The 22,437-nt window shown below is 49.5% G+C and carries 20 protein-coding genes; 13 read left to right on the top strand and 7 right to left on the bottom strand.

The window, feature by feature from the left end; all coding sequences use genetic code 11:
* Window positions 1-59: 59 nt before the first annotated feature.
* Both trkA and BM082_RS16385 read left to right on the top strand, forming a co-directional pair.
* A complete protein-coding gene (gene trkA / locus BM082_RS16390) occupies window positions 60-1,436 on the top strand; it encodes a Trk system potassium transporter TrkA (protein WP_017010802.1) in 1,377 nt (458 codons plus the stop codon).
* Between the two features lie 15 nt (window positions 1,437-1,451).
* A complete protein-coding gene (locus BM082_RS16385; protein WP_017010801.1) occupies window positions 1,452-2,897 on the top strand; it encodes a TrkH family potassium uptake protein in 1,446 nt (481 codons plus the stop codon).
* An 82-nt stretch (window positions 2,898-2,979) separates the two neighbouring features.
* On the opposite strand, the gene trhA is transcribed toward BM082_RS16385, so the two are convergent.
* On the bottom strand, window positions 2,980-3,639 hold the full coding sequence (gene trhA, locus BM082_RS16380; protein WP_017014585.1) for a PAQR family membrane homeostasis protein TrhA: 660 nt from the start codon (window positions 3,637-3,639) through the stop codon (window positions 2,980-2,982).
* A 72-nt stretch (window positions 3,640-3,711) separates the two neighbouring features.
* Window positions 3,712-4,503, bottom strand: coding sequence for a sporulation protein (locus tag BM082_RS16375; protein ID WP_017014584.1), 792 nt, complete (start codon window positions 4,501-4,503; stop codon window positions 3,712-3,714).
* 173 nt (window positions 4,504-4,676) lie between these two features.
* Between BM082_RS16375 and BM082_RS16370 the strand changes: the two genes are divergently transcribed.
* The 6 genes from BM082_RS16370 (at window position 4,677) to BM082_RS16345 (ending at window position 9,861) form a co-directional block, all read left to right on the top strand.
* A complete protein-coding gene (locus BM082_RS16370; protein ID WP_017012284.1) occupies window positions 4,677-5,702 on the top strand; it encodes a GGDEF domain-containing protein in 1,026 nt (341 codons plus the stop codon).
* A gap of 205 nt (window positions 5,703-5,907) precedes the next feature.
* Entirely contained in the window at window positions 5,908-6,081 is a 174-nt protein-coding gene (locus BM082_RS25190; protein WP_181163567.1) for a hypothetical protein, read from the top strand.
* Between the two features lie 104 nt (window positions 6,082-6,185).
* Entirely contained in the window at window positions 6,186-6,452 is a 267-nt protein-coding gene (locus tag BM082_RS16360) for a YihD family protein (protein WP_017012286.1), read from the top strand.
* 236 nt (window positions 6,453-6,688) lie between these two features.
* On the top strand, window positions 6,689-8,116 hold the full coding sequence (ccoG, locus tag BM082_RS16355; RefSeq protein ID WP_017012287.1) for a cytochrome c oxidase accessory protein CcoG: 1,428 nt from the start codon (window positions 6,689-6,691) through the stop codon (window positions 8,114-8,116).
* Window positions 8,117-8,238: 122 nt separating this feature from the next.
* The gene (locus tag BM082_RS16350) at window positions 8,239-9,225 is read left to right on the top strand and encodes a serine/threonine protein kinase (protein WP_074927772.1); all 987 of its coding nucleotides are present in this window, start codon (window positions 8,239-8,241) and stop codon (window positions 9,223-9,225) included.
* A gap of 33 nt (window positions 9,226-9,258) precedes the next feature.
* Window positions 9,259-9,861: a thiol:disulfide interchange protein DsbA/DsbL gene (locus BM082_RS16345; protein WP_017012289.1), complete on the top strand. Its 603-nt coding sequence runs from the start codon at window positions 9,259-9,261 to the stop codon at window positions 9,859-9,861.
* An 86-nt stretch (window positions 9,862-9,947) separates the two neighbouring features.
* Here the strand turns inward: BM082_RS16345 and BM082_RS16340 are convergent, their stop codons facing one another.
* On the bottom strand, window positions 9,948-10,847 hold the full coding sequence (locus BM082_RS16340) for an acyltransferase (RefSeq protein WP_017012290.1): 900 nt from the start codon (window positions 10,845-10,847) through the stop codon (window positions 9,948-9,950).
* 118 nt (window positions 10,848-10,965) lie between these two features.
* Window positions 10,966-12,492, bottom strand: coding sequence for a YifB family Mg chelatase-like AAA ATPase (locus BM082_RS16335; RefSeq protein WP_074927770.1), 1,527 nt, complete (start codon window positions 12,490-12,492; stop codon window positions 10,966-10,968).
* 457 nt (window positions 12,493-12,949) lie between these two features.
* On the opposite strand from BM082_RS16335, the gene ilvG reads away from it, so the two are divergent.
* The 5 genes from ilvG to ilvA are packed head-to-tail and all read left to right on the top strand — an operon-like array spanning window position 12,950 to window position 19,226.
* Entirely contained in the window at window positions 12,950-14,596 is a 1,647-nt protein-coding gene (ilvG, locus tag BM082_RS16330; protein WP_074927767.1) for an acetolactate synthase 2 catalytic subunit, read from the top strand.
* Window positions 14,593-14,835: an acetolactate synthase 2 small subunit gene (gene ilvM, locus BM082_RS16325; protein WP_017012295.1), complete on the top strand. Its 243-nt coding sequence runs from the start codon at window positions 14,593-14,595 to the stop codon at window positions 14,833-14,835. The genes ilvG and ilvM overlap by 4 nt, the downstream gene beginning before the upstream one ends.
* 30 nt (window positions 14,836-14,865) lie before the next feature.
* Window positions 14,866-15,801: a branched-chain amino acid transaminase gene (locus BM082_RS16320; RefSeq protein ID WP_017012296.1), complete on the top strand. Its 936-nt coding sequence runs from the start codon at window positions 14,866-14,868 to the stop codon at window positions 15,799-15,801.
* 21 nt (window positions 15,802-15,822) lie between these two features.
* Entirely contained in the window at window positions 15,823-17,664 is a 1,842-nt protein-coding gene (gene ilvD, locus BM082_RS16315; protein ID WP_017012297.1) for a dihydroxy-acid dehydratase, read from the top strand.
* Between the two features lie 2 nt (window positions 17,665-17,666).
* Window positions 17,667-19,226, top strand: coding sequence for a threonine ammonia-lyase, biosynthetic (gene ilvA, locus BM082_RS16310; protein WP_017014639.1), 1,560 nt, complete (start codon window positions 17,667-17,669; stop codon window positions 19,224-19,226).
* 49 nt (window positions 19,227-19,275) lie between these two features.
* Here the strand turns inward: ilvA and BM082_RS16305 are convergent, their stop codons facing one another.
* The 3 genes from BM082_RS16305 to glmS form a co-directional block, all read right to left on the bottom strand.
* Window positions 19,276-19,647 carry a helix-turn-helix domain-containing protein gene (locus BM082_RS16305; protein ID WP_017012299.1) on the bottom strand — a complete coding sequence of 124 codons (372 nt, stop codon included), beginning with the start codon at window positions 19,645-19,647 and terminating at the stop codon, window positions 19,276-19,278.
* Window positions 19,648-19,877: 230 nt separating this feature from the next.
* Window positions 19,878-20,249: a helix-turn-helix transcriptional regulator gene (locus BM082_RS16300; protein ID WP_017012300.1), complete on the bottom strand. Its 372-nt coding sequence runs from the start codon at window positions 20,247-20,249 to the stop codon at window positions 19,878-19,880.
* Window positions 20,250-20,586: 337 nt separating this feature from the next.
* Entirely contained in the window at window positions 20,587-22,422 is a 1,836-nt protein-coding gene (gene glmS / locus BM082_RS16295; RefSeq protein WP_074927764.1) for a glutamine--fructose-6-phosphate transaminase (isomerizing), read from the bottom strand.
* Between the last annotated feature and the right edge of the window lie 15 nt (window positions 22,423-22,437).

The raw sequence follows: 22,437 nt of genomic DNA, 5'->3' as shown, positions 1-22,437 counted from the left end.
GTGGCCGTTGTGCCGCCAACCATAACAAGTAGAAACGAACCGAGGTTCACGCAGACGTTATGAAAATTATCATCTTGGGGGCTGGACAGGTCGGCGGCACATTGGCCGAAAATCTGGTTGGCGAAAACAATGACATTACCATCGTCGATAAGAACCCCGAGCGCCTCAGAGAGCTGCAAGACAAATACGATTTACGGGTGGTAACCGGTTACGCCAGTCACCCCTCCACACTTCTCGAAGCCGGCGCTCAAGACGCCGACATGCTGGTTGCCGTTACCAACTCTGACGAAACCAACATGATTGCTTGCCAAGTTGCCTTCACGCTTTATAACACCCCAAACCGCGTCGCGCGGATCCGAAGCCCTGAATATCTCGCTGCCAAAGAACAATTGTTCCAGACCGATGCCTGTCCGGTCGATCACCTGATCGCCCCAGAAGAGCTGGTCACGCGCTATATCCATCGCTTGATTGAATACCCGGGTGCATTGCAGGTGGTTAACTTCGCCGACAATAAAGTCGGTCTGGTCGCGGTAAAAGCCTACTACGGCGGGCCTTTGGTGGGTAACGCATTGTCCGCATTGCGTGAGCACATGCCGCATGTCGACACACGCGTGGCAGCCATCTTCCGTCGCGACCGTCCCATTCGTCCACAAGGCACCACCATCATCGAAGCCGATGATGAAGTGTTTTTTGTGGCCGCCAGCAACCACATTCGCTCGGTGATGAGTGAGCTACAACGTCTTGAGAAGCCGTACAAGCGCATCATGATTGTCGGCGGCGGTAACATCGGTGCAGGTCTTGCGAGAAGCCTTGAGCGCTCATACAGCGTGAAACTGATAGAGCGCAACCCACGACGTGCTGAGCAATTGTCTGAAATCCTCGAGAACACCATTGTGTTCTGTGGCGACGCATCAGACCAAGAGCTGTTGAGCGAAGAACATATCGATCAGATTGATGTATTCATTGCCGTCACCAACGAAGATGAAGCCAACATCATGTCTGCCATGCTGGCAAAACGCCTAGGTGCGAAAAAAGCCATGGTGCTGATCCAACGAGGCGCATACGTTGACCTTGTGCAAGGTGGTGTGATTGATGTGGCGATTTCGCCGCAGCAAGCCACGATCTCCGCGCTACTGACCCACGTACGCAAAGCTGACATCGTCAACGTATCCTCGCTTCGTCGCGGGGCTGCGGAGGCCATTGAAGCCATCGCACACGGTGATGCCAGCACATCCAAAGTGGTTGGGCGCGCCATTGGGGACATTAAGTTACCCGCCGGCACCACCATTGGCGCAATCGTAAGGGAAGAGGAAGTCCTGATTGCACACGATAAAACCGTTATTCAGCAAGATGACCACGTGGTGATGTTCTTGGTGGATAAGAAATACATCCCTGATGTCGAGCGACTCTTCCAACCGAGTCCTTTCTTCCTCTAAGCCGAACCGTGTCTTATGGTCAATTTACAACCTGTACTGTTCGTGATTGGGCTGGTCTTATCTAAGATCGCCCTTTTCATGTACATCCCAACGCTCACCGCGTTTTTCACGGGCACACCGGGATTTCTCGATTTTGGCTTGTCCGTCATTATCACCCATGTTGCCGCGTTTCTTTGTTTGTCCCTTGGCAAGACGGATAACTTTCGCCTCAATGCGAGGGACATGTTCGTCATCACCACCATGGTGTGGTTGATTGCCAGTGCATTCGCCGCGTTGCCCTTCGTGTTCATCAATCACATCAGCTTCACCGATGCGTACTTTGAAACCATGTCCGGCATCACCACGACAGGATCGACCGTGCTCAGTGGGCTTGATCAAATGGCACCTGCCATCTTGTTCTGGCGCTCCATATTGCAATGGTTGGGTGGCGTTGGTTTTATCGTGATGGGCGTGGCTATCCTGCCATTTTTGAACGTAGGTGGGATGAAGTTATTCCAAACTGAATCGTCAGATTGGTCCGCAAAATCTAGCCCTCGCACTAAAAATGTCGCCATCAGTATCATGAAGGTGTACCTGATTCTGTCTGCGCTTTGCTTTATTGCTTATTGGGCAACAGGCATGACACCGTTTGAAGCGATAAACCATGCCATGACCACGCTGTCTACGGGTGGGTTCTCCACATCTGACAGTTCCATGAACCGCTTCAGTCATTCCGCACAATGGGTCGGCACAATATTCATGTTTGCAGGCGGTTTACCGTTCTTGCTCTTGATTCAGGCACTCAGACGCAAAAGCCCGCACATGATTTTTGATGATGCACAGGTACGAGGCTTTACCTACTTAGTACTCGCCACCTCTGCCATGGTTGCCATTTGGTTGGTACTCACCCAAGATTACACCAGCAGTGACGCCATTCGCGTGTCCATGTTCAACATCGTCTCTGTGGTAACAACAACAGGCTTTGGTTTGGATGACTTCACGGCGTGGGGGCCTTTTGCCTCGGTGATTTTTGCGTTCATGCTGATTGTTGGCGGTTGTTCTGGTTCAACGGCGGGAGGCGCGAAAATCTTCCGCTTCCAAGTCGCGCTCGCCTTACTTCGTAAACACATACAGCAATTGGTTCACCCCTCTGGCGTGTTTATTCAACGGTATAACGGCCGCCCAGTTAACGAAGATATTGTCCGCTCAGTGGTGGCATTTGCCATCACCTATCTGATGACGATTCTGGTGGTTGCGATGATTCTGGCTGCAACGGGATTAGACGGCATAACCAGTTTAAGCGGCGCGATGACAGCCGTCGCAAACGTCGGTCCGGGTATGGGCACAGTCATTGGCCCCACAGGGAACTTTGCCAGCCTGTCAGATACTGCAAAGTGGGCGCTGAGTATTGGTATGCTCATGGGACGCTTGGAAATATTGACGGTGTTGGTCTTACTTTTTCCTGCTTTCTGGCGAGATTAAGTGCGTTAGTCTGATGACTAACCGCCGTAAAAAAAAAGCGAGAGGGTATACCCTCTCGCTTTTTTATTGTTTGCAGGCAAATTCACACTGGTTGGACGTAATAATAGATCGCAAGAAAATGCAGTACCGTGCCGCCTAAAACAAATAAATGCCAAATAGCATGGTTGTAGGGAATTGATTGTTTCACGTAGAAAATCACACCCAGCGAATACACCAAGCCGCCCGCAAGCAGCAACATGAGCCCCGGCAGAGCAACCGCCTGCGCCAGTTGATAAATCACCACCAAAGATAGCCACCCCATGGCGAGATAAATCACCAAAGACAACTTCTTAAAGCGGTAAACAAACGCAATTTTCAGCACGACACCAGCCAGTGCAATGCCCCAAATTAACGCCATCAAGCCCGTCGCCAAAGGCGTTCGTAAGCTGATCAACAAAAAGGGAGTATAAGTACCGGCGATCAGCAGATAGATAGCGCAATGATCGAAGGTTTTTAGCGCGCGTTTGGCGCTAGGATAAGGAATGGCATGATAAAGGGTGGAGGCGAGATAAAGTAAAATAATGCTCGCGCCATACACGCTATAACTGGCAATCGTCATGGCATCCGCATTCGCGTTGAGCGCTTTTAAGAGCAAAAGCACCAAGGCCACAATACCAAACACCACACCTAGCCCATGGCTAACGCTGCTTGCTATCTCTTCTTTGACGGAGTAATCAGGCCCTGCAGTCGTGCACGCTGTCATCGTAGAGTCATCCTTCTAAATCACTAACACAGCGAGTATGACACAACTCAGCGTACACGTGTACGCTTAAATTCACGTTATCTTTTGCAGCACATTGTTCAAGGCGTCTTGCACGTGTTCAACGCTGTCATCGAGTGAAACGTCCAACGAACGTTCAAGCTTATTTGCCCCGACAAGCCGTCCTACCATGTCTCCCAACCCTTCCCCTTGTCGATGCACCGTCATGCCGATATCCAGCGCATTATCTTTGTGCGTCACCACCACGTCGAGCTTACGCCAAATGCCCTCGTAGGCGCCAGAAACGGGCATCCAAGAAAACACCTGCTCAAACGATCGAGGGTTTCGTTCATCTTGTTCGCAATCCGCTTTTTCAATGCGAAGCCCGTGCGCCTCTAACACGTCAAAGACCGCGTTCAAATGAAGGGAAGGTTTAATGGTTAACGGCGTTTTGGTTGAAGGGTCTTTCGCCATGGGAATATCAAGGCTGGTTTCGAGCCAAACATTGCAATCTCCCATGGAAAGCGGCGTTTCAGCAGGCACGTTCAATTCAGTTTCAAAGCGGCGAGACTCACCCTTAGACAGCTCAAAAGCATCAGACAACGACCATGACAAAAGCTTATGAGTGATACGTCTGCGCTGTTTCTTCCTGCCCTGCTCACCTGCGCCACGCACCTCTTCCCACCCCATAAAGTCACAGCAAAGATCGAACGAAATCTTGTCAATCTGTTGCATTGCCTCGCCCCCATGCACAATGAGAGTGACCGTCACAGATTGACCTTGTTGAATGTCATCACGCTCAACAGACACCTCTGCCTTCGCACCACCCACACCGACCCGAGCTAACGTTTTCTGAAGCCATCCCATAGCCAATTCTCCTTGTTGAGCGCGTAAATATGTCGCGCATACAATTTACCGCAGTGTAGACGGTAATTAAGCGCTCAGTTGTCACAGCATTTTGATTATTTCTACTAAGATTAGAAGACTGGTGACACGTGGAAAGACGCATTCCACTTTATATAACGGAGAATAAGCCAGCTATGTCTAACGATTCATTTGCGCTATCCGCTGGGTATTTAAAGAAACTCGTTCCACTCATGATGAAGTATCAGGTGCCTGCAAACCCTAAAAATTATGCACTTTGGTACACCTATATTGCCAACACCGATGAAGCCTTAACGAAAGCGATGAACGAGTCGCTTCAATCGTCGGGCTCCGTCAGCCTAGAACAATGCACTGAGCTCTATGAAGCGCATATTGCTGATGGGCAAAATGAAGGCATTCAAGCAGCACAAGAAGGCTTTGAAGCATTAGCCCTTGAGATCAGCAACACCATGGTTGATACCATGAAAGACACGGATGTGTTTCAGAGCACATTGGAGAAAACCTTTTCGCAATTGGCACGTGTTGATGAAGAAGCCATGAGCACGGAAGAAACCATTGCTGTGGTGCGAAATGCATTAAAAGGTTCAAAAGAAATCCGCCAATCCACCAGCTTCTTTAAGAACCAACTGGCAGACGCCCAAAAAGAAATTGATCGCCTTAAGGAAACATTGGCAGAGGCCAACGAACAAGCCTTTAACGATGCACTAACGGGCATCTTAAACCGCCGTTCGTTCGACAAGCACCTCGATAAACTCATCGCATCGCCGCCCGAGCGCGGATTTTGCTTACTGATTTGCGATCTCGACCATTTCAAAAGCTTCAATGATACCTACGGCCACCTCATGGGTGATCAGGTACTGAAGCTCACGGCAAAACGCCTCGCTCAGTTCTGTCGAGAGGGCATAGAAGCTTTCCGCTATGGTGGCGAAGAGTTTGCCTTGCTTGTCCCTAACCGCCCTCTTGGAGGGGGAGGTCGCGTGGCCGAAACCATTCGCGCCAGCATCGATAAATTGGCCATCAAAGACAAGAAAACAGGCTCGAAACTCGACAACATCACGGTGTCCATCGGTGTTGCGCAGTTCGAAAAAGGGGAAAGCCCGCGCAATCTAATCAGCCGCGCAGATGCGCAATTGTATGAGGCGAAAAACTTGGGCAGAAACCGCGTTATGCCGATTACATAACGATCCAAATACCGTAAAGAAAAAGCCGCAAATGCGGCTTTTTTTATTTTTTTAACTTGATGCTTTTTTAAACGATTTATTTTTGTTATGCTCCGCGCGAAATTACACGTCAGAGTGAAAAAACAGCAAGGCTATCAGCCATCGGAACCCCTGGTTCACTCTGCTATTAACCCCGTCATGGATGCGCGAAAACTGAGAAACTTAAATGCGCCCTGTCACTGTTCGCACCGTCCGCGTTACTCGTACACCAGCACGTATGCGTTCTACTTCGTTTGCTCCAACGTTCAAAGCGTCACCAAAGACATCAACACCTGATTTGACGTTAATCCGTCCAAATCCAGTGTTGAGTACCGACGCGCCAGCGGACGAAGCAGCATAAGACGACATAGCTTGCACATAGTGATTCTGGTACTGTATGGCGAATAAGCCATATAAAAAAAAAGGTTATTTTTAACACTGTGTTAGCCCAATTTGGAGTCTTCAATGAAATGTCATCGCGTTAACGAACTGATCGAACTGCTTCACCCTGAGTGGCAGAAAGAACCCGAGCTGAATCTGATGCAAATGATCAGCAAACTTGCCGAAGAAGCAGGCTATGAAGGTCAACTCGACGCACTCACCGATGATGTGCTGATCTATCATCTAAAAATGCGTAACAGCGGCAAAGATGAAATGATCCCCGGTCTTGCGAAAGATTGCGAAAACGACTTCAAAACTGCCATTTTACGCGCTCGCGGAATTATCGACTAAACGTAGCGTGTAAAGTTGCCAAGAAAAGCGAAACCCATGGGTTTCGCTTTTTTATTTTAAAACAATCATCTGTTCCTCAAGCCTTGTCTAGGCGTCCAAGCATTATCCCACCATCCGCACAGAATGTCGGCAATCTGCTACGGTATAATCTTCGGTCTATGATTAAAGAACACCGACAACGTATCGGTGTGTCGCATTGTCGGGATTGCCCGTTTTACCCAAGGAAAGCAGGTGTCATGAGCAAGGAAAAAATCGACATCAAAGATGTCACGCCCAAAGAATTTAATCCCAAAACCCATAAAGGTAGCGGTGATCGTTTTAACCCCAGCAACCGCATTTATGTTCGTGCGGCGAAAGGAGTCTTCCAGAAGCTGCGCCAAAAAATGGGGTGGTTTTTCATGCTGCTCTTCTTGCTCACCCCATGGATTTCCTACGGTGACCGACAAGCCATTCTGATCGACATTGGCAAACAGCAGTTCAATTTTTTCGGCACAACCCTTTGGCCACAAGATTTGACATTGCTTGCTGTGGTGCTGATGGTGGCCGCCTTTGGCCTCTTTTTTATCACCACCTTCCTTGGGCGAGTCTGGTGCGGATACCTCTGTCCTCAAACGGTGTGGACCTTCATCTACATTTGGTTTGAGGAAAAGCTCGAAGGGCCCGCAAATAAACGCCGCTCACAAGATAAAAAGCCCATGACCCGGGATTTGTTGGCCAGAAAAACGCTGAAGCATATTTGTTGGTTTGCCGTTGCCTTGCTAACCGGCCTTACCTTCGTTGGCTACTTCGTCCCAGTCAAAACGCTGTTCGCGGAGTTTTTCACTTTATCAAGCAGTTTCTGGATAGTGTTCTGGGTACTTTTCTTCAGTGTTTGTACCTACGGCAATGCTGGCTGGATGCGCTCTATCATGTGTATCCACATCTGCCCCTATGCACGATTCCAGTCAGCCATGTTCGACAAAGACACCTTTATCGTGGGTTATGACAAAGTCCGCGGTGAAGCACGTGGTCCAAGGCCTCGTAAGAAAGACCCTAAAGACTTGGGCTTAGGTGATTGCGTTGACTGTAACCTCTGTGTGCAGGTGTGCCCGACGGGTATCGACATTCGCGATGGTCTTCAATACGAATGCATCAACTGCGGCGCGTGTATTGATGCCTGTGACGACACCATGGATCGCATGAACTATTCTCACGGTCTCATCAGCTATACCACGGAACATAAGCTCGCCGGCCATTCTGTGGATGTGATGCGCCCCAAATTGATTGGCTATGGCATCGTCATGGTGGCCATGTTCGTCATGTTCTTCTACTTCCTCAATGCGGTTCAGCCGATGGGATTGGATGTTATTCGTGATAGAACACAGCTGTTTAAAACCAACACTGATGGGCTGATTGAAAACACCTACACCTTGAAGATTCTGAATAAGACGCAGCAATCAGAAACCTACAATATCTCGGTAACAGGCCTTGAGGGCATTGAGTGGTACGGCAAACAGCAAGTGACGCTGAGCGCAGGCGAAATCTACACCTTGCCAGTCAGCCTTGCGGTGGACCCTTATGAGCTCGAAAAACCCATCGCCAACATTATGTTTATGCTTGAACGCCAATCAGGGGATGACAAAAAAACGCTGTCTACTGAAAGCCGCTTTATCAGCAAGCTCTAAGCATTGCACGCACATCTAAAACACAAAGGGCGCACCTCGCGCCCTTTTATTTTGTATACCCATACAGTGATGCCAATCTCTGATACCATCAAACTCTCTCTTATCACAAAGCAAGTGACCCTATGAGCGACGCGCAATTTAGCTTCGAGCACCTCACCCCTGACACCTTGATTGATGCATTAGAATCCGTCGGTGTTCGCCCTGAATCTGGGCTTTTAGCGCTTAACAGCTACGAAAACCGCGTATACCAATTTCAAGATGAAGATCGTAAACGCTTCGTCACCAAGTTCTACCGCCCACAACGCTGGAGCAACGCACAAATTTTAGAAGAGCACCAGTTCACCAAAGAACTTGAAGAGTCTGAAATCCCCGTTGCTGTGCCTATTGAAATCGATGGAACAACACTGTTCGAACATGCAGGTTATCGGTTTGCGCTATTTCCAAGTGTCGGCGGGCGCACTTTTGAAGTCGATAACTGGGATCAACTCGAAATGGTTGGCCGTTTCATGGGCCGCATTCATCAAGTGGGTTCACGCGCGTCATTCACTGATCGCCCAACCATTGGCCTTGACGAGTACCTCTACCAGCCACGGAAAGTATTGGAAAACAGCGAATTCATTCCCATGCACCTTGAGAACGCGTTCTTTTCCGATCTCGATCGTCTTATCAATGTACTGGAAAGCCGCTGGACAACAGACTGGCAGCCAATTCGCCTGCACGGTGATTGTCACCCAAGCAACATTCTATGGCGTGATGGCCCGATGTTTGTCGACTTAGACGATTCTCGCAATGGTCCTGCCATCCAAGATATTTGGATGATGCTCAACGGCGACCGCCATGACCGCTTGGCACAACTGGACACCATTGCTGAGGCCTATGAGGAGTTTCACGATTTTCCTCATCATCAATTGCAACTAATCGAGCCTTTACGTGGTCTCAGAATGGTTCACTATATGGCATGGCTGGCAAAACGTTGGCAAGATCCGGCTTTTCCTCGTGCATTTCCTTGGTTTGCTGAGGCAAAATACTGGGAAAATCAGGTGCTCGCCTTTAAAGAACAATTAGCTGCTCTTGAGGAAACGCCTCTGTCGCTGTCGCCGCAGTGGTAAGCAGCATTATAACTATCAGGGAGAAAGACATTTATGTTGAAAAAATTGTTTGCGATGGCCGCTGTTGCCATGCTGGCCTTCTCTGCGCACGCTGCGCGTTTTAATGCGGGTGAGGACTATCAAGTTCTTGATCTGCCGAAAACACAATCACCAACGGTGACCGAATTTTTCTCTTTCTACTGCCCACATTGCTACAAAAGTGAAGGCTTAATGGAAGAGTTAAAAAAGAAAATCCCTGAGAATGCGACTTTCCAAAAGAGTCATGTTTCTTTCATGGGTGGCAACATGGGTAAGGCACTGAGCAAAGCGTACGCGACTGCAGTGATGCTTGATGTAGAAGACGCCATGGTTCCGGTCATTTTCAACCGCATTCACCTACTTCAAAAGCCACCGCGTGATGAAGCAGAAGTGCGTCAGATGTTCATCGACGAAGGTGTGGATGCGAAGAAATTCGACGGCACTTACAACAGCTTTGCGGTTAACGCGATGGCAAACCGTTTTGATAAAGGCTTCAACGATTCAGGCCTGCGCGGTGTGCCCGCTGTGATTGTTAACGGTAAATACCACGTGACGCCAAAAACCATCAAATCAACAGATGACTATTTCGCACTGGTTAATTTCCTGCTAACACAATAAGTCGCAGCAAGTATCCAAATGCAAAAAAAGGGGCCTTGAGCCCCTTTTTCATTTCCATTACATGCGTTTCACACCACGGTATCTGCTTATCGTCTTTCTACACGCTTGTGTATTGGCACCTCTCCATAAATTGCAGACAGCTCATCATCTTTTTCTTCCCAACGCTGATGAAGCCATTGTTGAAATTGGCGTTTGAACGTTTTGTCATTGAAATAATCCCCTTTTACCGCGCTATCGAGCGGCAAAGTATGAATGCGAACAACGATCTTTTTCATCTTGCCTGATAGCAAGTCTTTAAAGGGAAGATCTCGGTTTTCTGGGTAAGCCAAGGTGACGTTAATAATGGCATCAAATTGCTCCCCCATTGCCCCAAGCGTGTATGCAATACCGCCCGTCTTAGGTGACAGTAAATGACGAAAAGGGGAATGGGTGGCATGCCTTTTTTCTTCTGTGAATCGCGTGCCCTCCACAAAGTTAACCACGGTGGTGGGAGTGTGGCGGAAACGCTCGCAGGATTTTCTCGTGGTCTTAAGATCGCAACCTCGTTTTTCAGGGTGCTTGAGCAAATACTGGTGGGCATAGCGCTTCATAAAGGGCATATCCACGGCCCAACACGCGAGCCCCAAGAAAGGCACATACAGCAATTGCTGTTTGAGGAAGAACTTCGCCATGGGAATGCGATGTCTAAACACAGAAAAGACAACAACGATGTCCGCCCAACTCATGTGGTTGGCGATCAACAAATACCATTGCTCTTTACTGAGCGACTCACCGCCTTGTATGTCCCATTCCACGTTTGACGTTAGGTTAACCAACCTATGATTGAGCGTTGCCCATACCCACATAATGCCGTTACAGGCACGCGTAATGGCGCGCTGCAATGCAGGCACAGGGAGCAGCATTTTTAACAACGCAAGGCAGCAGATAAGAACAGATGCCACCGCGGTGTTTAAACACACAAAAATAACGTTGAAGAAAAGTATCAAGGCGACGTATCCACGCACAGATTAGGGATATTTATCAGGCGTCATAATACGTCGACCGAATAAAAAACACCATTCAGTAGAAAGTGGTCAAATGAGTGCCTAAGCACCCATTTCACGGCTAACTCGCCATGGCGGTGAGTTGTTTCAACAACCTATCCATCGAACGATAACCCAAGGCCTCAGCAAGATGCCCGCGTTTTATATGTGGCTCTCCCGCTAAATCCGCAATGGTTCGCGCGACTTTGATAATGCGGTGATACGCACGAATCGACAACCCTAAGCGGTGTAGTGCCGTTTCGAGAAAATCCGCATCCTCTTTTGCTAACGGACAATAGGTTTCAATCTCTCGACTTGAAAGCAGGCAATTGGGCTTTCCCGCTCTCGCTAACATCACAGCTCGTGCCTTTTCCACGCGCGCTTTAACGATGTCAGTCGTCTCACCACGATCGCCCCCTTCGGCTAACGTGCCTCTTGGCAAGGCAGGGATTTCAATCGACAGATCAAAACGATCTAAAAACGGTCCAGAGAGTCGATTCAAATACTTCAAGGTTGCCTGTGGATTGGATCGAGACAGCTTGCCTTCATAATGCCCGGTAGGGCTAGGGTTGAGCGCGCCAATCAACTGAAAACGGGCAGGAAAGCAGGTTTTACTGTTCGCACGGGAAATGACAATCTCCCCCGACTCCAACGGCTCTCGAAGAGAATCGAGCACTTTGCGTTCAAACTCGGGCATCTCGTCTAAAAACAAAAGGCCGTTGTGCGCGAGTGATATTTCGCCTGGTTTTGGGGTTGTACCACCGCCAACCAGGGCGGGCATCGAACTCGAATGATGCGGTGTTCGAAAGGGGCGCTTTTTCCAATTCCCTTCGTGCAATGGTCGTTCCGTCAGCGAGGTGATCGCCGCGGTTTCTAATGCTTCAGCATCGCTCATGGGCGGCAGCAAATCCGCCATGCGCGATGCCAACATGGTTTTGCCCGTGCCTGGAGGCCCAAGAAACAGTAAATTGTGCGATCCTGCAGCGGCAATTTCCAACGCCCGTTTTCCTTGCTGCTGACCGATAATGTCTTGCATACAGCGAGGGTTAGTGACGTGCTCAACATCGGCGTTTTTTGGCTCTTTAAGCATCAATGCACCTTGCCCGCTCAAGTGACGACACACTGACATCAGATCCGGCGCTGAAACATGGATGTCTCGCCCCACCAGCGCCACCTGTCCGCCATTGTCATCGGGCACGACGAGGCTTCTGTTTGCATCAATGCTGGCGACAGCCGCAGGTAACGCACCCTTCACTGAGCGAAGCTGCCCTGACAATGCCAATTCACCCACAAACTCATGGCCATTCAATTTTGTCATCGGAATTTGAGAGGACGCCGCAAGAATGCCAAGCGCAATAGGTAAATCGAAACGCCCCCCTTCTTTGGGCAAATCCGCGGGGGCTAGATTGACGGTAATGCGTCTCGCGGGGAATTCGAAACCGGAATTCACAATAGCGCTACGCACACGATCGCGGGCTTCTTTTACGGTGGTTTCTGCAAGGCCAACAAGGTTGAATCCGGGTAGTCCGTTACTAATATGTACTTCAACGGTAACAAGTGGTGCACTGACGCCGACACACGCTCGGCTTTGAATAATCGCAAGACTCATAAGGGTAAATGCTTAATTAGTTATTTATCATAAAGTTAAATGCATAAAACAATAGTATTGCTGCATTACGACGCGAAAATCCTGAAAACCGCTCACTTTTTACTTGTCATGCGACGAACGTCTGTGATACCACTAAGGGCAGACAACAAGTATGCAAACAAACGTTGACATAAACGATCACCACCTAACATTTGGTGGTTAACGTAAGAGACAAAATGAATTTATCGACTCGCGCCCTCGTCATTATTATTTCAATTATCGTGGTGGTACTACCGCGAGGGGCAGCGACGTTTAGAAAGTAACAACAACATCGCAACCAGCCCCCGCATCGAAAGGTTCGGGGGCTTTTTAACATTGGATGTCCGGTTGTAAACGCAGAAGGAAAACGCGGTATGGAAACACCACAGGAAGCAGAGCAGCAGCTTTTCTCTCCAATGCCGACAGGGAGGATGCAAAGATGACAGGTGCACAATTAGTGGTAAGCGCATTGCGCGAGCAAGGCGTAGAAACCATCTTCGGATACCCAGGCGGGGCGATCATGCCCGTCTATGACGCCCTCTATGATGGTGGTGTCGATCATGTCCTTTGTCGACATGAACAAGGTGCCGCAATGGCTGCCATCGGGTATGCACGTTCAACGGGCGGTGTGGGTGTTTGCCTTGCCACCTCCGGTCCGGGTGCGACAAACCTGATCACAGGCCTTGCAGATGCCATGATGGACTCCGTGCCTATCGTCGCCATCACAGGCCAAGTTGCCAGCCCCCTTATCGGTACCGATGCGTTTCAAGAAGTCGACGTGCTCGGCCTTTCCCTTGCGTGTACCAAACACAGCTTTCTGGTGACCGACCAACGTGAGTTAGCCAAAACCCTTGCAGAAGCTTTCGTCGTGGCGGAAGAAGGCCGTCCCGGTCCTGTGCTGGTGGACATCGCGAAAGACGTCCAACTCGGGCAAATCGACGACACAACTGCACCTAATATATCCACGCCTGCTGCACCAAACGTGTCCATCACGTCACTGCAAGAAGCCAACACGCTCATTGCGGCAAGTAAACAGCCTATTGTGTATATCGGTGGCGGCGTTCAATTGGCACACGCAACAGACACCCTGCGTCAGTTCTTGAATCACAGCCAAATCCCCGCGACCTGTACCTTGAAAGGCCTAGGATCGGTCCATCGCGATTATCCGTACTACTTGGGTATGCTAGGCATGCATGGCACCAAAGCAGCGAACCTTGCAGTTCAGCAATCCGATCTGCTGATTGCGATTGGTGCGCGCTTTGATGATCGGGTGACAGGCAAGCTTGATACCTTTGCCCCGAATGCGACCGTGGTGCATATCGACATCGATGCTGCGGAATTTAACAAATTGCGTCGTGCTAACGTACCGCTTCGTGGCGAACTCAATACCGTATTACCACAGCTCGGTGAGCCGTCTGATATTTCAGAGTGGCAGGGCAATATTCGTTCAATGATGACGGATTTTGGCTGGCGTTATGATCATCCGGGCGAGGCTATCTATGCGCCTTTGTTGTTAAAGCAACTTTCTGACATGATGCCAGATTCAACCGTGGTCGCGACCGATGTGGGTCAACACCAAATGTGGGTGGCACAACACGTGTGTCCTCGACGCCCTGAAAACCTGCTGACATCAGCGGGGCTAGGCACCATGGGATTTGGCTTACCCGCCGCCATGGGCGCGAAAATGGCAAGGCCTGAAGATGAGGTTGTATTAGTTTCGGGAGATGGTTCATTTATGATGAACGTTCAGGAGCTAGGAACTTTAAAACGACGTAATATACCCGTCAAAATGGTGCTATTGGATAATCAGCGCTTAGGGATGGTTCGACAGTGGCAGGAGCTGTTTTTCGACAAACGCTTCAGCGAAACCAATTTGTCTGACAACCCGGATTTTGTGACGCTCGCTAGCGCGTTTAACATTCCCGGCAAAACCATTACCTGTAAAGAAGAGGTCATCCCTGCCCTGCAAGAGATGATGGCCAGTGACACAGCCTACCTGCTGCATGTGGCTATCTCAGAGGAAGAGAACGTATGGCCGCTGGTTCCACCCGGCGCTGCCAACCAGGATATGTTGGAGAGAACATGAGCCAATCACATACCCTACTTATTGAAGCGGACGATAAGCCTGAATTGCTGGAGCGATTGCTTCGCATCGTGCGTCACCGTGGCTTTCGCCTCACCCGCTTAGACATGCATCATACTGACAGTAATGATGTGGTTGAAATTACCTTGAAGGTGGAGAGCACTCGCCCTGTTGCCAACCTTCACAGCCAATTAGACAAATTATGGGATGTCTCACACGTACGTCTGCTCCCGCAAGAATAATAGTAGTGCGTTACTAAAAAGGATGAATACATGGCAAACACAGCGGATTATATTTGGTCTAACGGTGAACTCATTCCTTGGCAAGATGCCACGGTTCACGTTCTGACTCACGCGATGCATTATGGTACATCGGTGTTCGAAGGCATTCGTTGCTACGACACACCTAATGGCCCTATCGTTTTCCGCCATCGTGAGCACATGCAACGTCTGAAAGACAGTGCAAAAATCTACCGTTTCCCGATCCCATACAGCGTCGATGAGCTGATGGAAGCCTGTCGTGAAACCCTTCGCGCCAACAAACTGAACTCGGCTTACATTCGCCCGTTGGGTTTTGTCGGTAACGTCGGTTTGGGCGTTTGCCCACCACCAGAAACCAAAATGGACCTCATCATTGCCGCTTTCGGCTGGGGTTCATACCTCGGTGAAGAAGCGCTAGCAAACGGCGTGGATGCGATGATTTCAAGCTGGAACCGCGCTGCACCAAACACCATTCCAACAGCAGCTAAAGCGGGTGGTAACTACCTGTCGAGCTTGCTCGTCGGTGGTGAAGCACGCCGTCATGGCTATGCTGAAGGTATTGCACTGAGCGTGGATGGTTATTTATCAGAAGGCGCTGGCGAGAATTTGTTTGTGGTCAGAAATGGGGTGATTTCTACGCCACCTGCCACCAGCGCAATTTTGCCGGGCATTACCCGTGACTCAATCATGATCCTTGCTCGTGACATGGGTTATGAAGTGCGCGAGGAAAACATCGCACGTGAAGCGTTGTATCTGGCTGATGAAGTCTTCATGACAGGTACCGCCGCTGAAATCGTGCCGGTTCGCAGCGTTGACCAAATCACCGTGGGTGAAGGCGCGCGCGGCCCAATCACAGAAAAAGTGCAATCAGCATTCTTTGGCCTGTTCAACGGCCAAACCGAAGACAAGTGGGGATGGCTCGATCCGGTCTCTCCGGAAGCCAAATAAGCAGTAAAAGAGGACAAGGAAATGCCTAAGTATCGTTCAGCCACCACCACTCACGGCCGTAACATGGCCGGCGCACGTGCCCTTTGGCGTGCCACTGGCGTGAAAGATGAAGATTTCGGAAAGCCCATCATAGCCGTCGTGAACTCTTTTACCCAGTTCGTACCGGGACACGTTCACCTAAAAGACATGGGCCAACTCGTTGCACGCGAGATTGAAAAAGCAGGCGGTATCGCCAAAGAATTTAACACCATCGCTGTGGATGACGGTATCGCCATGGGCCACGGCGGCATGCTTTACAGCCTGCCATCACGTGAGCTAATTGCAGACTCCGTGGAATATATGGTGAATGCACACTGTGCAGATGCCATGGTGTGTATTTCGAACTGTGACAAAATCACCCCAGGAATGCTGATGGCTGCCATGCGCATCAACATCCCGGTGATCTTTGTTTCAGGTGGCCCAATGGAAGCGGGTAAAACCAAGCTTTCTGATCAGATCTTAAAACTGGATCTGGTGGATGCCATGATCCAAGGTGCTGATCCAAAAGTGTCAGACGAGCAAAGCGAGCAAATCGAACGTTCTGCGTGCCCAACCTGTGGTTCATGTTCTGGCATGTTCACTGCAAACTCAATGAACTGTCTCACCGAAGCGCTGGGCCTTAGTCAGCCAGGGAACGGTTCAATGCTGGCAACGCACGCCGATCGCGAGCAATTGTTCCTGAAAGCCGGTCACCGCATCGTTGATTTAACCAAGCGTTACTACCAACAAGACGACGAATCTGTGCTTCCGCGTAACATCGCAAGCCGCGCAGCCTTTGAGAACGCCACCGCGCTCGATATCGCCATGGGTGGTTCGAGTAACACGGTGCTTCACCTTATCGCTGCTGCACAAGAAGGTGAGATTGACTTCGACATGGATGATATCGACCGCATGTCTCGTCGTGTCCCTCACCTTTGTAAAGTGGCGCCATCTACTCAGCAATACCACATGGAAGATGTCCACCGTGCTGGTGGCGTTATCGCGATTTTGGGCGAGCTGGCGCGTGCAGATTTGCTCAATACCGATGTACCGACCGTACTAGGCCAAACCATGGCTGAAAACATTGCGCAATACGACATCATGGTGACCGAAGATGAAGACGTGAAAACCTTCTTCCGTGCGGGCCCTGCAGGTATTCGTACCACCAAAGCCTTCTCACAAGACTGTCGTTGGGACACCGTTGATGATGACCGTGTTGGCGGCTGTATCCGTACCCGTGAAAATGCATTCAGCCAAGAAGGCGGCCTTGCTGTACTTGGCGGTAACCTTGCCGAAAACGGTTGTATCGTTAAAACGGCGGGCGTAGACGAAGAGAATCTCGTCTTCCGAGGTCCTGCTCATGTCTTTGAAGCACAAGAAGATGCGGTTAGCGGCATTTTGTCTGGTGCGGTGAAAGCGGGCGAAGTGGTTGTTATTCGTTACGAAGGCCCGAAAGGCGGCCCGGGTATGCAAGAAATGCTTTACCCAACCACCTATCTGAAATCCATGGGCTTAGGTAAAGCGTGTGCGTTGATCACCGATGGCCGCTTCTCTGGCGGAACCAGCGGTTTATCTATCGGTCACGTTTCACCAGAAGCGGCAAGCGGCGGCACAATCGGTTTGGTGAAGCAAGGCGACATCATAGCTATCGATATTCCTAACCGTTCCATTGTGTTAGAAGTTGATGACGCAGAACTGGCTACCCGTCGTGCAGAAACGGATGCGCGTGGTTGGAAACCCGTTTCACGTGAACGCGTTGTTTCCTTAGCACTAAAAGCCTATGCAAGCCTTGCGACCAGTGCAGACAAAGGTGCTGTTCGCGATAAAAGCAAACTGGAGGGGTAATCATGACGCAGGCCCACCAACAGACGAAAGACATTGCACCGCTTAGTGATGCCGATTACATGCGCGACATTTTGCGCGCGCCTGTGTATGAAGTGGCGATTATCAGTCCTTTACAGGACATGCCACGAATTTCCCAGCGATTAGGCAACACTATTCAATTGAAGCGTGAAGACCGCCAACCGGTGCATTCGTTTAAGTTGCGTGGCGCTTACAACATGATGTCTCAACTGACTGAGGCGCAGAGAAAGGCTGGCGTGATCGCCGCCTCTGCAGGTAATCACGCTCAAGGTGTTGCTATGTCTGGCAGCAAGTTGGGCGTGAAAGCCACGATCGTGATGCCAAGAACGACCCCAGATATCAAGGTATCAGGGGTACGCAGCTTTGGTGGTAACGTGATTTTACATGGCAATAACTTTGATGAAGCCAAAGCAAAAGCCATTGAACTCTCACAAGCGCACGGCTACACCTTCGTTCCACCATTCGACCATCCATCCATCATTGCAGGACAAGGCACCATCGGTCTGGAAATGCTGCAGCAAAATGGCCACCTAGATTACATTTTCCTGCCCGTAGGCGGAGGTGGCATCGCAGCCGGCGTTGCAGTCATCGTTAAACAGCTGATGCCGCATATCAAGGTAATCGCGGTGGAAGCGGAAGACTCAGCGTGCTTGAAAGCAGCACTCGATGCCGGAGAGCCAGTAACCCTTGATAACGTGGGTACCTTTGCTGATGGTGTTGCTGTTAAGCGCATTGGCGATGAGTCCTTCCGTCTGTGCCAAGAACATATTGATGACATCATTACGGTATCTAGTGATGAAATCTGTGCAGCGGTGAAAGACATTTTTGAGGACACTCGCGCCATTTCCGAGCCGTCAGGGGCATTATCCCTCGCCGGCCTGAAGCGTTATGTCGAGCAGCACCAGCTCAAAGATAAGAACCTTGCCACTATTCTTTCGGGTGCAAACACAAACTTCCACAGCCTTCGTTACGTGTCTGAACGCGCTGAACTGGGTGAGAAACGTGAAGGGTTACTTGCGGTTACCATCCCTGAACGTACCGGTGCGTTTTTGGATTTCTGCAAAGTGCTAGGCGGACGCGCGGTGACCGAGTTTAACTATCGCCACAGCGATGACGCAGAAGCAAACATCTTTGTCGGTGTCCGTTTGCTTAATGGCCAAGAAGAGCTTGATAGCATCACTGCAGATTTGCGTAAAGGCGGGTATGCAGTCGAAGATTTATCAGACGATGAAATGGCCAAGGTTCACGTACGCTACATGATTGGCGGGCGACCAACCAAAGTCATGAAGGAACGTTTATACAGCTTCGAATTTCCAGAATACCCTGGTGCATTGCTGCGCTTTCTCAACACGCTGGGCACGCATTGGAACATCAGCATCTTTAACTATCGTAACCATGGTGCTGACTATGGGCGTGTACTGTGCGGTTTCGAGCTTGAAGAGGCGGATCTGCTTTCGTTTACCACCCATCTCCGTGAGCTTGGGTATTCGTGGAAAGATGAAACGGAAAACCCGTCTTATCGTTTCTTTCTTGCGAAGCAATAATGTAAAAAATAGAGATAAAAAAACCGGCGTCAGCCGGTTTTTTTTCACGTTATTCATTGTTTGGTGACGAGCCAATATCAACCATATACGCCGCCAACAATAAAGCTTGCTCCATCACAAGGTGACGCGCGGACAGAGGTAATTTATTAAACAACATTAATAATGTGTTCAACTCATCTCTGTGCGTAAACGCGATATCACTGCGTGTACTTTCACCGTATAACAACCAGTTTAATGGTCGGCCAGTAACGTCAGCAATTACCGCAAGCGACGAAATTTTTGGTTCAGTCTTTCCCGACTCGATATCCAAATACGTCTGGCGTGCAACATCAAGATGTTGCGCCATTTCTACTTGCGTAATTTCGCGATATTCGCGCGCTTCTCGAATGCGCTGCGCAACGTGAGCTTTGACAATCAACATCACTTCTTGCCCCACAACTCGACACTAAAGCGTTGTAGCGAAATTGCCACACCACCGTAAAGCGCTTAACAGCTAGATCCTGCATTATGCACAGCGGCGTTGGCTTCACATGTAAAGCGTCATTGAATTGTGAATCTAGGCCGTTGTTGCCTAAGCCAGATGACAAGCAAATAGTGCAATACCTATTTTGGCAGGCAAGGTCTGACCTAGCCTGCCGCGTAAGTAAGTGCTCAACCTCTTTGGGCTGATTTAGAGTAATTTACTAAAAATGATGCCATGTTTACACTTTGGTTTAGTATGGCAGTACGTGCCTCATGAGGCAGTTTTGAGAAGTGTTCAAGCAGACGATTTACATCTTGCTTATATTGAACATCATGCAGTTCTACATCTGCATCACCGTAAACAAACCAAACCAATGGGCGTTCTGTGATTTCTGCAATCTCAGACAGCATTCGAACGCGAGGCTCTGTTTTACCGGTTTCGATGTCTAAATATGTTTGGCGCGCTACTTCCAGTAGTTTTGCCATTTTTACCTGAGTGATACCTTTCCACTCACGTGCTTCTTTGATGCGTTTCGCTACTTGTGATTTTGAGTCAATCATACTTCACCTTCACTCCCTACGACGTACAGCTCGTTTTTGATTATTGCTGCTTTATCGACAATATGCACAATACGCGCCAACTATTTAGACAAGGTTTAAATCAATAAAAATCATAGAGTTACATATACAGAATGGTGTTATGTTTATCTTTCTAGGCGGGATGTCTTGTTATCACTGCGAAATGATTTGCAAAATGCAAATATCAGCCAATATTTCGAAGTTGCAAATAGCAAAGAGCAAATTTAATGTCTTATTTACGATACAAAAAAGGCGCAATAAGCGCCTTTACGTGATTTTTGCGAGCAAGAGATAGATCGCTATTTGATTGAAATATAAATCATTCTACCGTTACAGCTTTCGCTAGGTTACGCGGCTGATCCACATCCGTACCTTTAATAAGAGCGACGTGATATGACAAAAGCTGCATTGGCACGGTGTAAAAGATCGGCGCAGTGATTTCATCAACATGTGGCATAGCGATGATCGTCATCCCTTCGCTTTCTTGGAATCCCGCCGATTCATCCGCAAACACATACAACTGACCACCACGAGCACGCACTTCTTCGATGTTCGATTTGAGCTTCTCAAGCAGTTCATTGTTTGGCGCTATCACAATCACTGGCATGTCCGCATCAATAAGCGCCAGAGGGCCATGTTTGAGCTCACCAGCAGCATACGCTTCAGCGTGAATGTAAGAAATCTCTTTGAGCTTTAGCGACGCTTCCATGGCGATAGGGTAAAACTCACCACGGCCAAGGAACAAGGCGTGATGCTTATCAGCAAAACCTTCTGCAAGCGCTTCAATTTGCTTATCAAATTTCAATGCTTGTTCTATGTCCATAGGCAAACGGTGCAAGGCTTTTACGATCTCGGCTTCTTTCTCCGCGCTCACCATACCTTTTTGTTTACCAAGCGCTGTCACCATCATCAAAAGAGCCGTTAATTGCGTCGTAAAGGCTTTGGTGGATGCCACACCTATTTCGGTGCCTGCACGCGTCATGATGGCAATATCGGATTCGCGAACCAACGACGAACCAGCCACATTACACACCGTCATGGCAGCCATAAAGCCGCGCTCTTTTGCCAAACGCAACGCCGCCAGCGTATCTGCCGTTTCGCCCGATTGCGACAGTGTAATGAGAACACTGTTTGGACGCGTCACAAAGTTGCGATAACGAAATTCAGAGGCAATCTCTACATCACAACCCACACCAGCAATCGATTCAAACCAATAGCGAGCAACCATACCTGCGTTGTATGACGTGCCACAGGCGATGATCTGGATATGCTCTGCTTTTTGCAAAATGTCCTTCGCACCATGGCCCAATGCATCCACCAGCACGGATTCAGAATCGATACGCCCCTCAAGGGTATTGATAATGGCAGAAGGCTGTTCGAAGGTTTCTTTTTGCATGTAGTGGCGGTATTTCCCTTTATCTGCCGCATCATGCTCTGCCGTTGATTCGTGAACCGTGCGCGCGACTGCATTGCCATCAACATCAAAAATGTCCACGTTACGGCGTGTAATTTCCGCAATATCACCTTCTTCCAGGAACATGAAACGACGGGTCACGTTTAATAGCGCCAACTGATCAGACGCCAGGAAGTTTTCACCGATCCCTAAGCCGATCACCAGTGGGCTACCAGAACGCGCAGCGATCAATCTGTCCGGATCACGACGATCCATTACAACGGTGCCATAAGCGCCTTCTAATTGCGCGACTGTGCGCTGAAATGCTTCAAGCAGCGAACCGCCTTGCTCGAGCTCCCAATGTACAAGGTGCGCGATAACTTCGGTATCTGTTTGCGACGCGAAGGTATAACCTCGGCCAACGAGTCGCTCTCTCAGCGGCTCGTGGTTTTCGATAATGCCGTTATGAACCACAGCAATGTTTTCACCGGACATGTGTGGGTGCGCATTTGCTTCACTGGGTTCACCATGTGTAGCCCAACGGGTGTGTGCGATCCCTGTACCACCAGTAATAAGTTGGTCGTCGAGTGCATCAGACAACATTTTCACTTTGCCTAATCGGCGCAAGCGGCTCAGATTCGAGTCTGCATCGATCACCGCCAAACCCGCGGAGTCATATCCGCGATATTCCAATCGGCGTAACCCTTCGACTAGAATTTCCGCCACATCCCTTTGCGCCACCGCGCCAACAATTCCACACATAGAAAATCCCCGTTA

Origin of the sequence: Enterovibrio norvegicus DSM 15893 (assembly GCF_900115495.1) — a bacterium.
In the GTDB taxonomy this organism is placed as follows: domain Bacteria; phylum Pseudomonadota; class Gammaproteobacteria; order Enterobacterales; family Vibrionaceae; genus Enterovibrio; species Enterovibrio norvegicus.
The sequence above is the reverse complement of the archived record's forward strand: the minus strand, read 5'-3'. Positions and strand labels throughout refer to the sequence as shown.

Bases quoted from the DNA above. Each gene is read 5' to 3' on its own strand.
- glmS (WP_074927764.1), bottom strand. From the start codon at position 22,422: ATGTGTGGAATTGTTGGCGCGGTGGCGCAAAGGGATGTGGCGGAAATT.
- BM082_RS16345 (WP_017012289.1), top strand. From the start codon at position 9,259: ATGTTGAAAAAATTGTTTGCGATGGCCGCTGTTGCCATGCTGGCCTTC.
- BM082_RS16305 (WP_017012299.1), bottom strand. From the start codon at position 19,647: ATGTTGATTGTCAAAGCTCACGTTGCGCAGCGCATTCGAGAAGCGCGC.
- BM082_RS16350 (WP_074927772.1), top strand. From the start codon at position 8,239: ATGAGCGACGCGCAATTTAGCTTCGAGCACCTCACCCCTGACACCTTG.
- BM082_RS16370 (WP_017012284.1), top strand. From the start codon at position 4,677: ATGTCTAACGATTCATTTGCGCTATCCGCTGGGTATTTAAAGAAACTC.
- trkA (WP_017010802.1), top strand. From the start codon at position 60: ATGAAAATTATCATCTTGGGGGCTGGACAGGTCGGCGGCACATTGGCC.
- BM082_RS16335 (WP_074927770.1), bottom strand. From the start codon at position 12,492: ATGAGTCTTGCGATTATTCAAAGCCGAGCGTGTGTCGGCGTCAGTGCA.
- BM082_RS16360 (WP_017012286.1), top strand. From the start codon at position 6,186: ATGAAATGTCATCGCGTTAACGAACTGATCGAACTGCTTCACCCTGAG.
- ilvG (WP_074927767.1), top strand. From the start codon at position 12,950: ATGACAGGTGCACAATTAGTGGTAAGCGCATTGCGCGAGCAAGGCGTA.
- ccoG (WP_017012287.1), top strand. From the start codon at position 6,689: ATGAGCAAGGAAAAAATCGACATCAAAGATGTCACGCCCAAAGAATTT.
- BM082_RS25190 (WP_181163567.1), top strand. From the start codon at position 5,908: ATGCGCCCTGTCACTGTTCGCACCGTCCGCGTTACTCGTACACCAGCA.
- BM082_RS16300 (WP_017012300.1), bottom strand. From the start codon at position 20,249: ATGATTGACTCAAAATCACAAGTAGCGAAACGCATCAAAGAAGCACGT.
- trhA (WP_017014585.1), bottom strand. From the start codon at position 3,639: ATGACAGCGTGCACGACTGCAGGGCCTGATTACTCCGTCAAAGAAGAG.
- BM082_RS16375 (WP_017014584.1), bottom strand. From the start codon at position 4,503: ATGGGATGGCTTCAGAAAACGTTAGCTCGGGTCGGTGTGGGTGGTGCG.
- BM082_RS16385 (WP_017010801.1), top strand. From the start codon at position 1,452: ATGGTCAATTTACAACCTGTACTGTTCGTGATTGGGCTGGTCTTATCT.
- ilvM (WP_017012295.1), top strand. From the start codon at position 14,593: ATGAGCCAATCACATACCCTACTTATTGAAGCGGACGATAAGCCTGAA.
- ilvA (WP_017014639.1), top strand. From the start codon at position 17,667: ATGACGCAGGCCCACCAACAGACGAAAGACATTGCACCGCTTAGTGAT.
- ilvD (WP_017012297.1), top strand. From the start codon at position 15,823: ATGCCTAAGTATCGTTCAGCCACCACCACTCACGGCCGTAACATGGCC.
- BM082_RS16320 (WP_017012296.1), top strand. From the start codon at position 14,866: ATGGCAAACACAGCGGATTATATTTGGTCTAACGGTGAACTCATTCCT.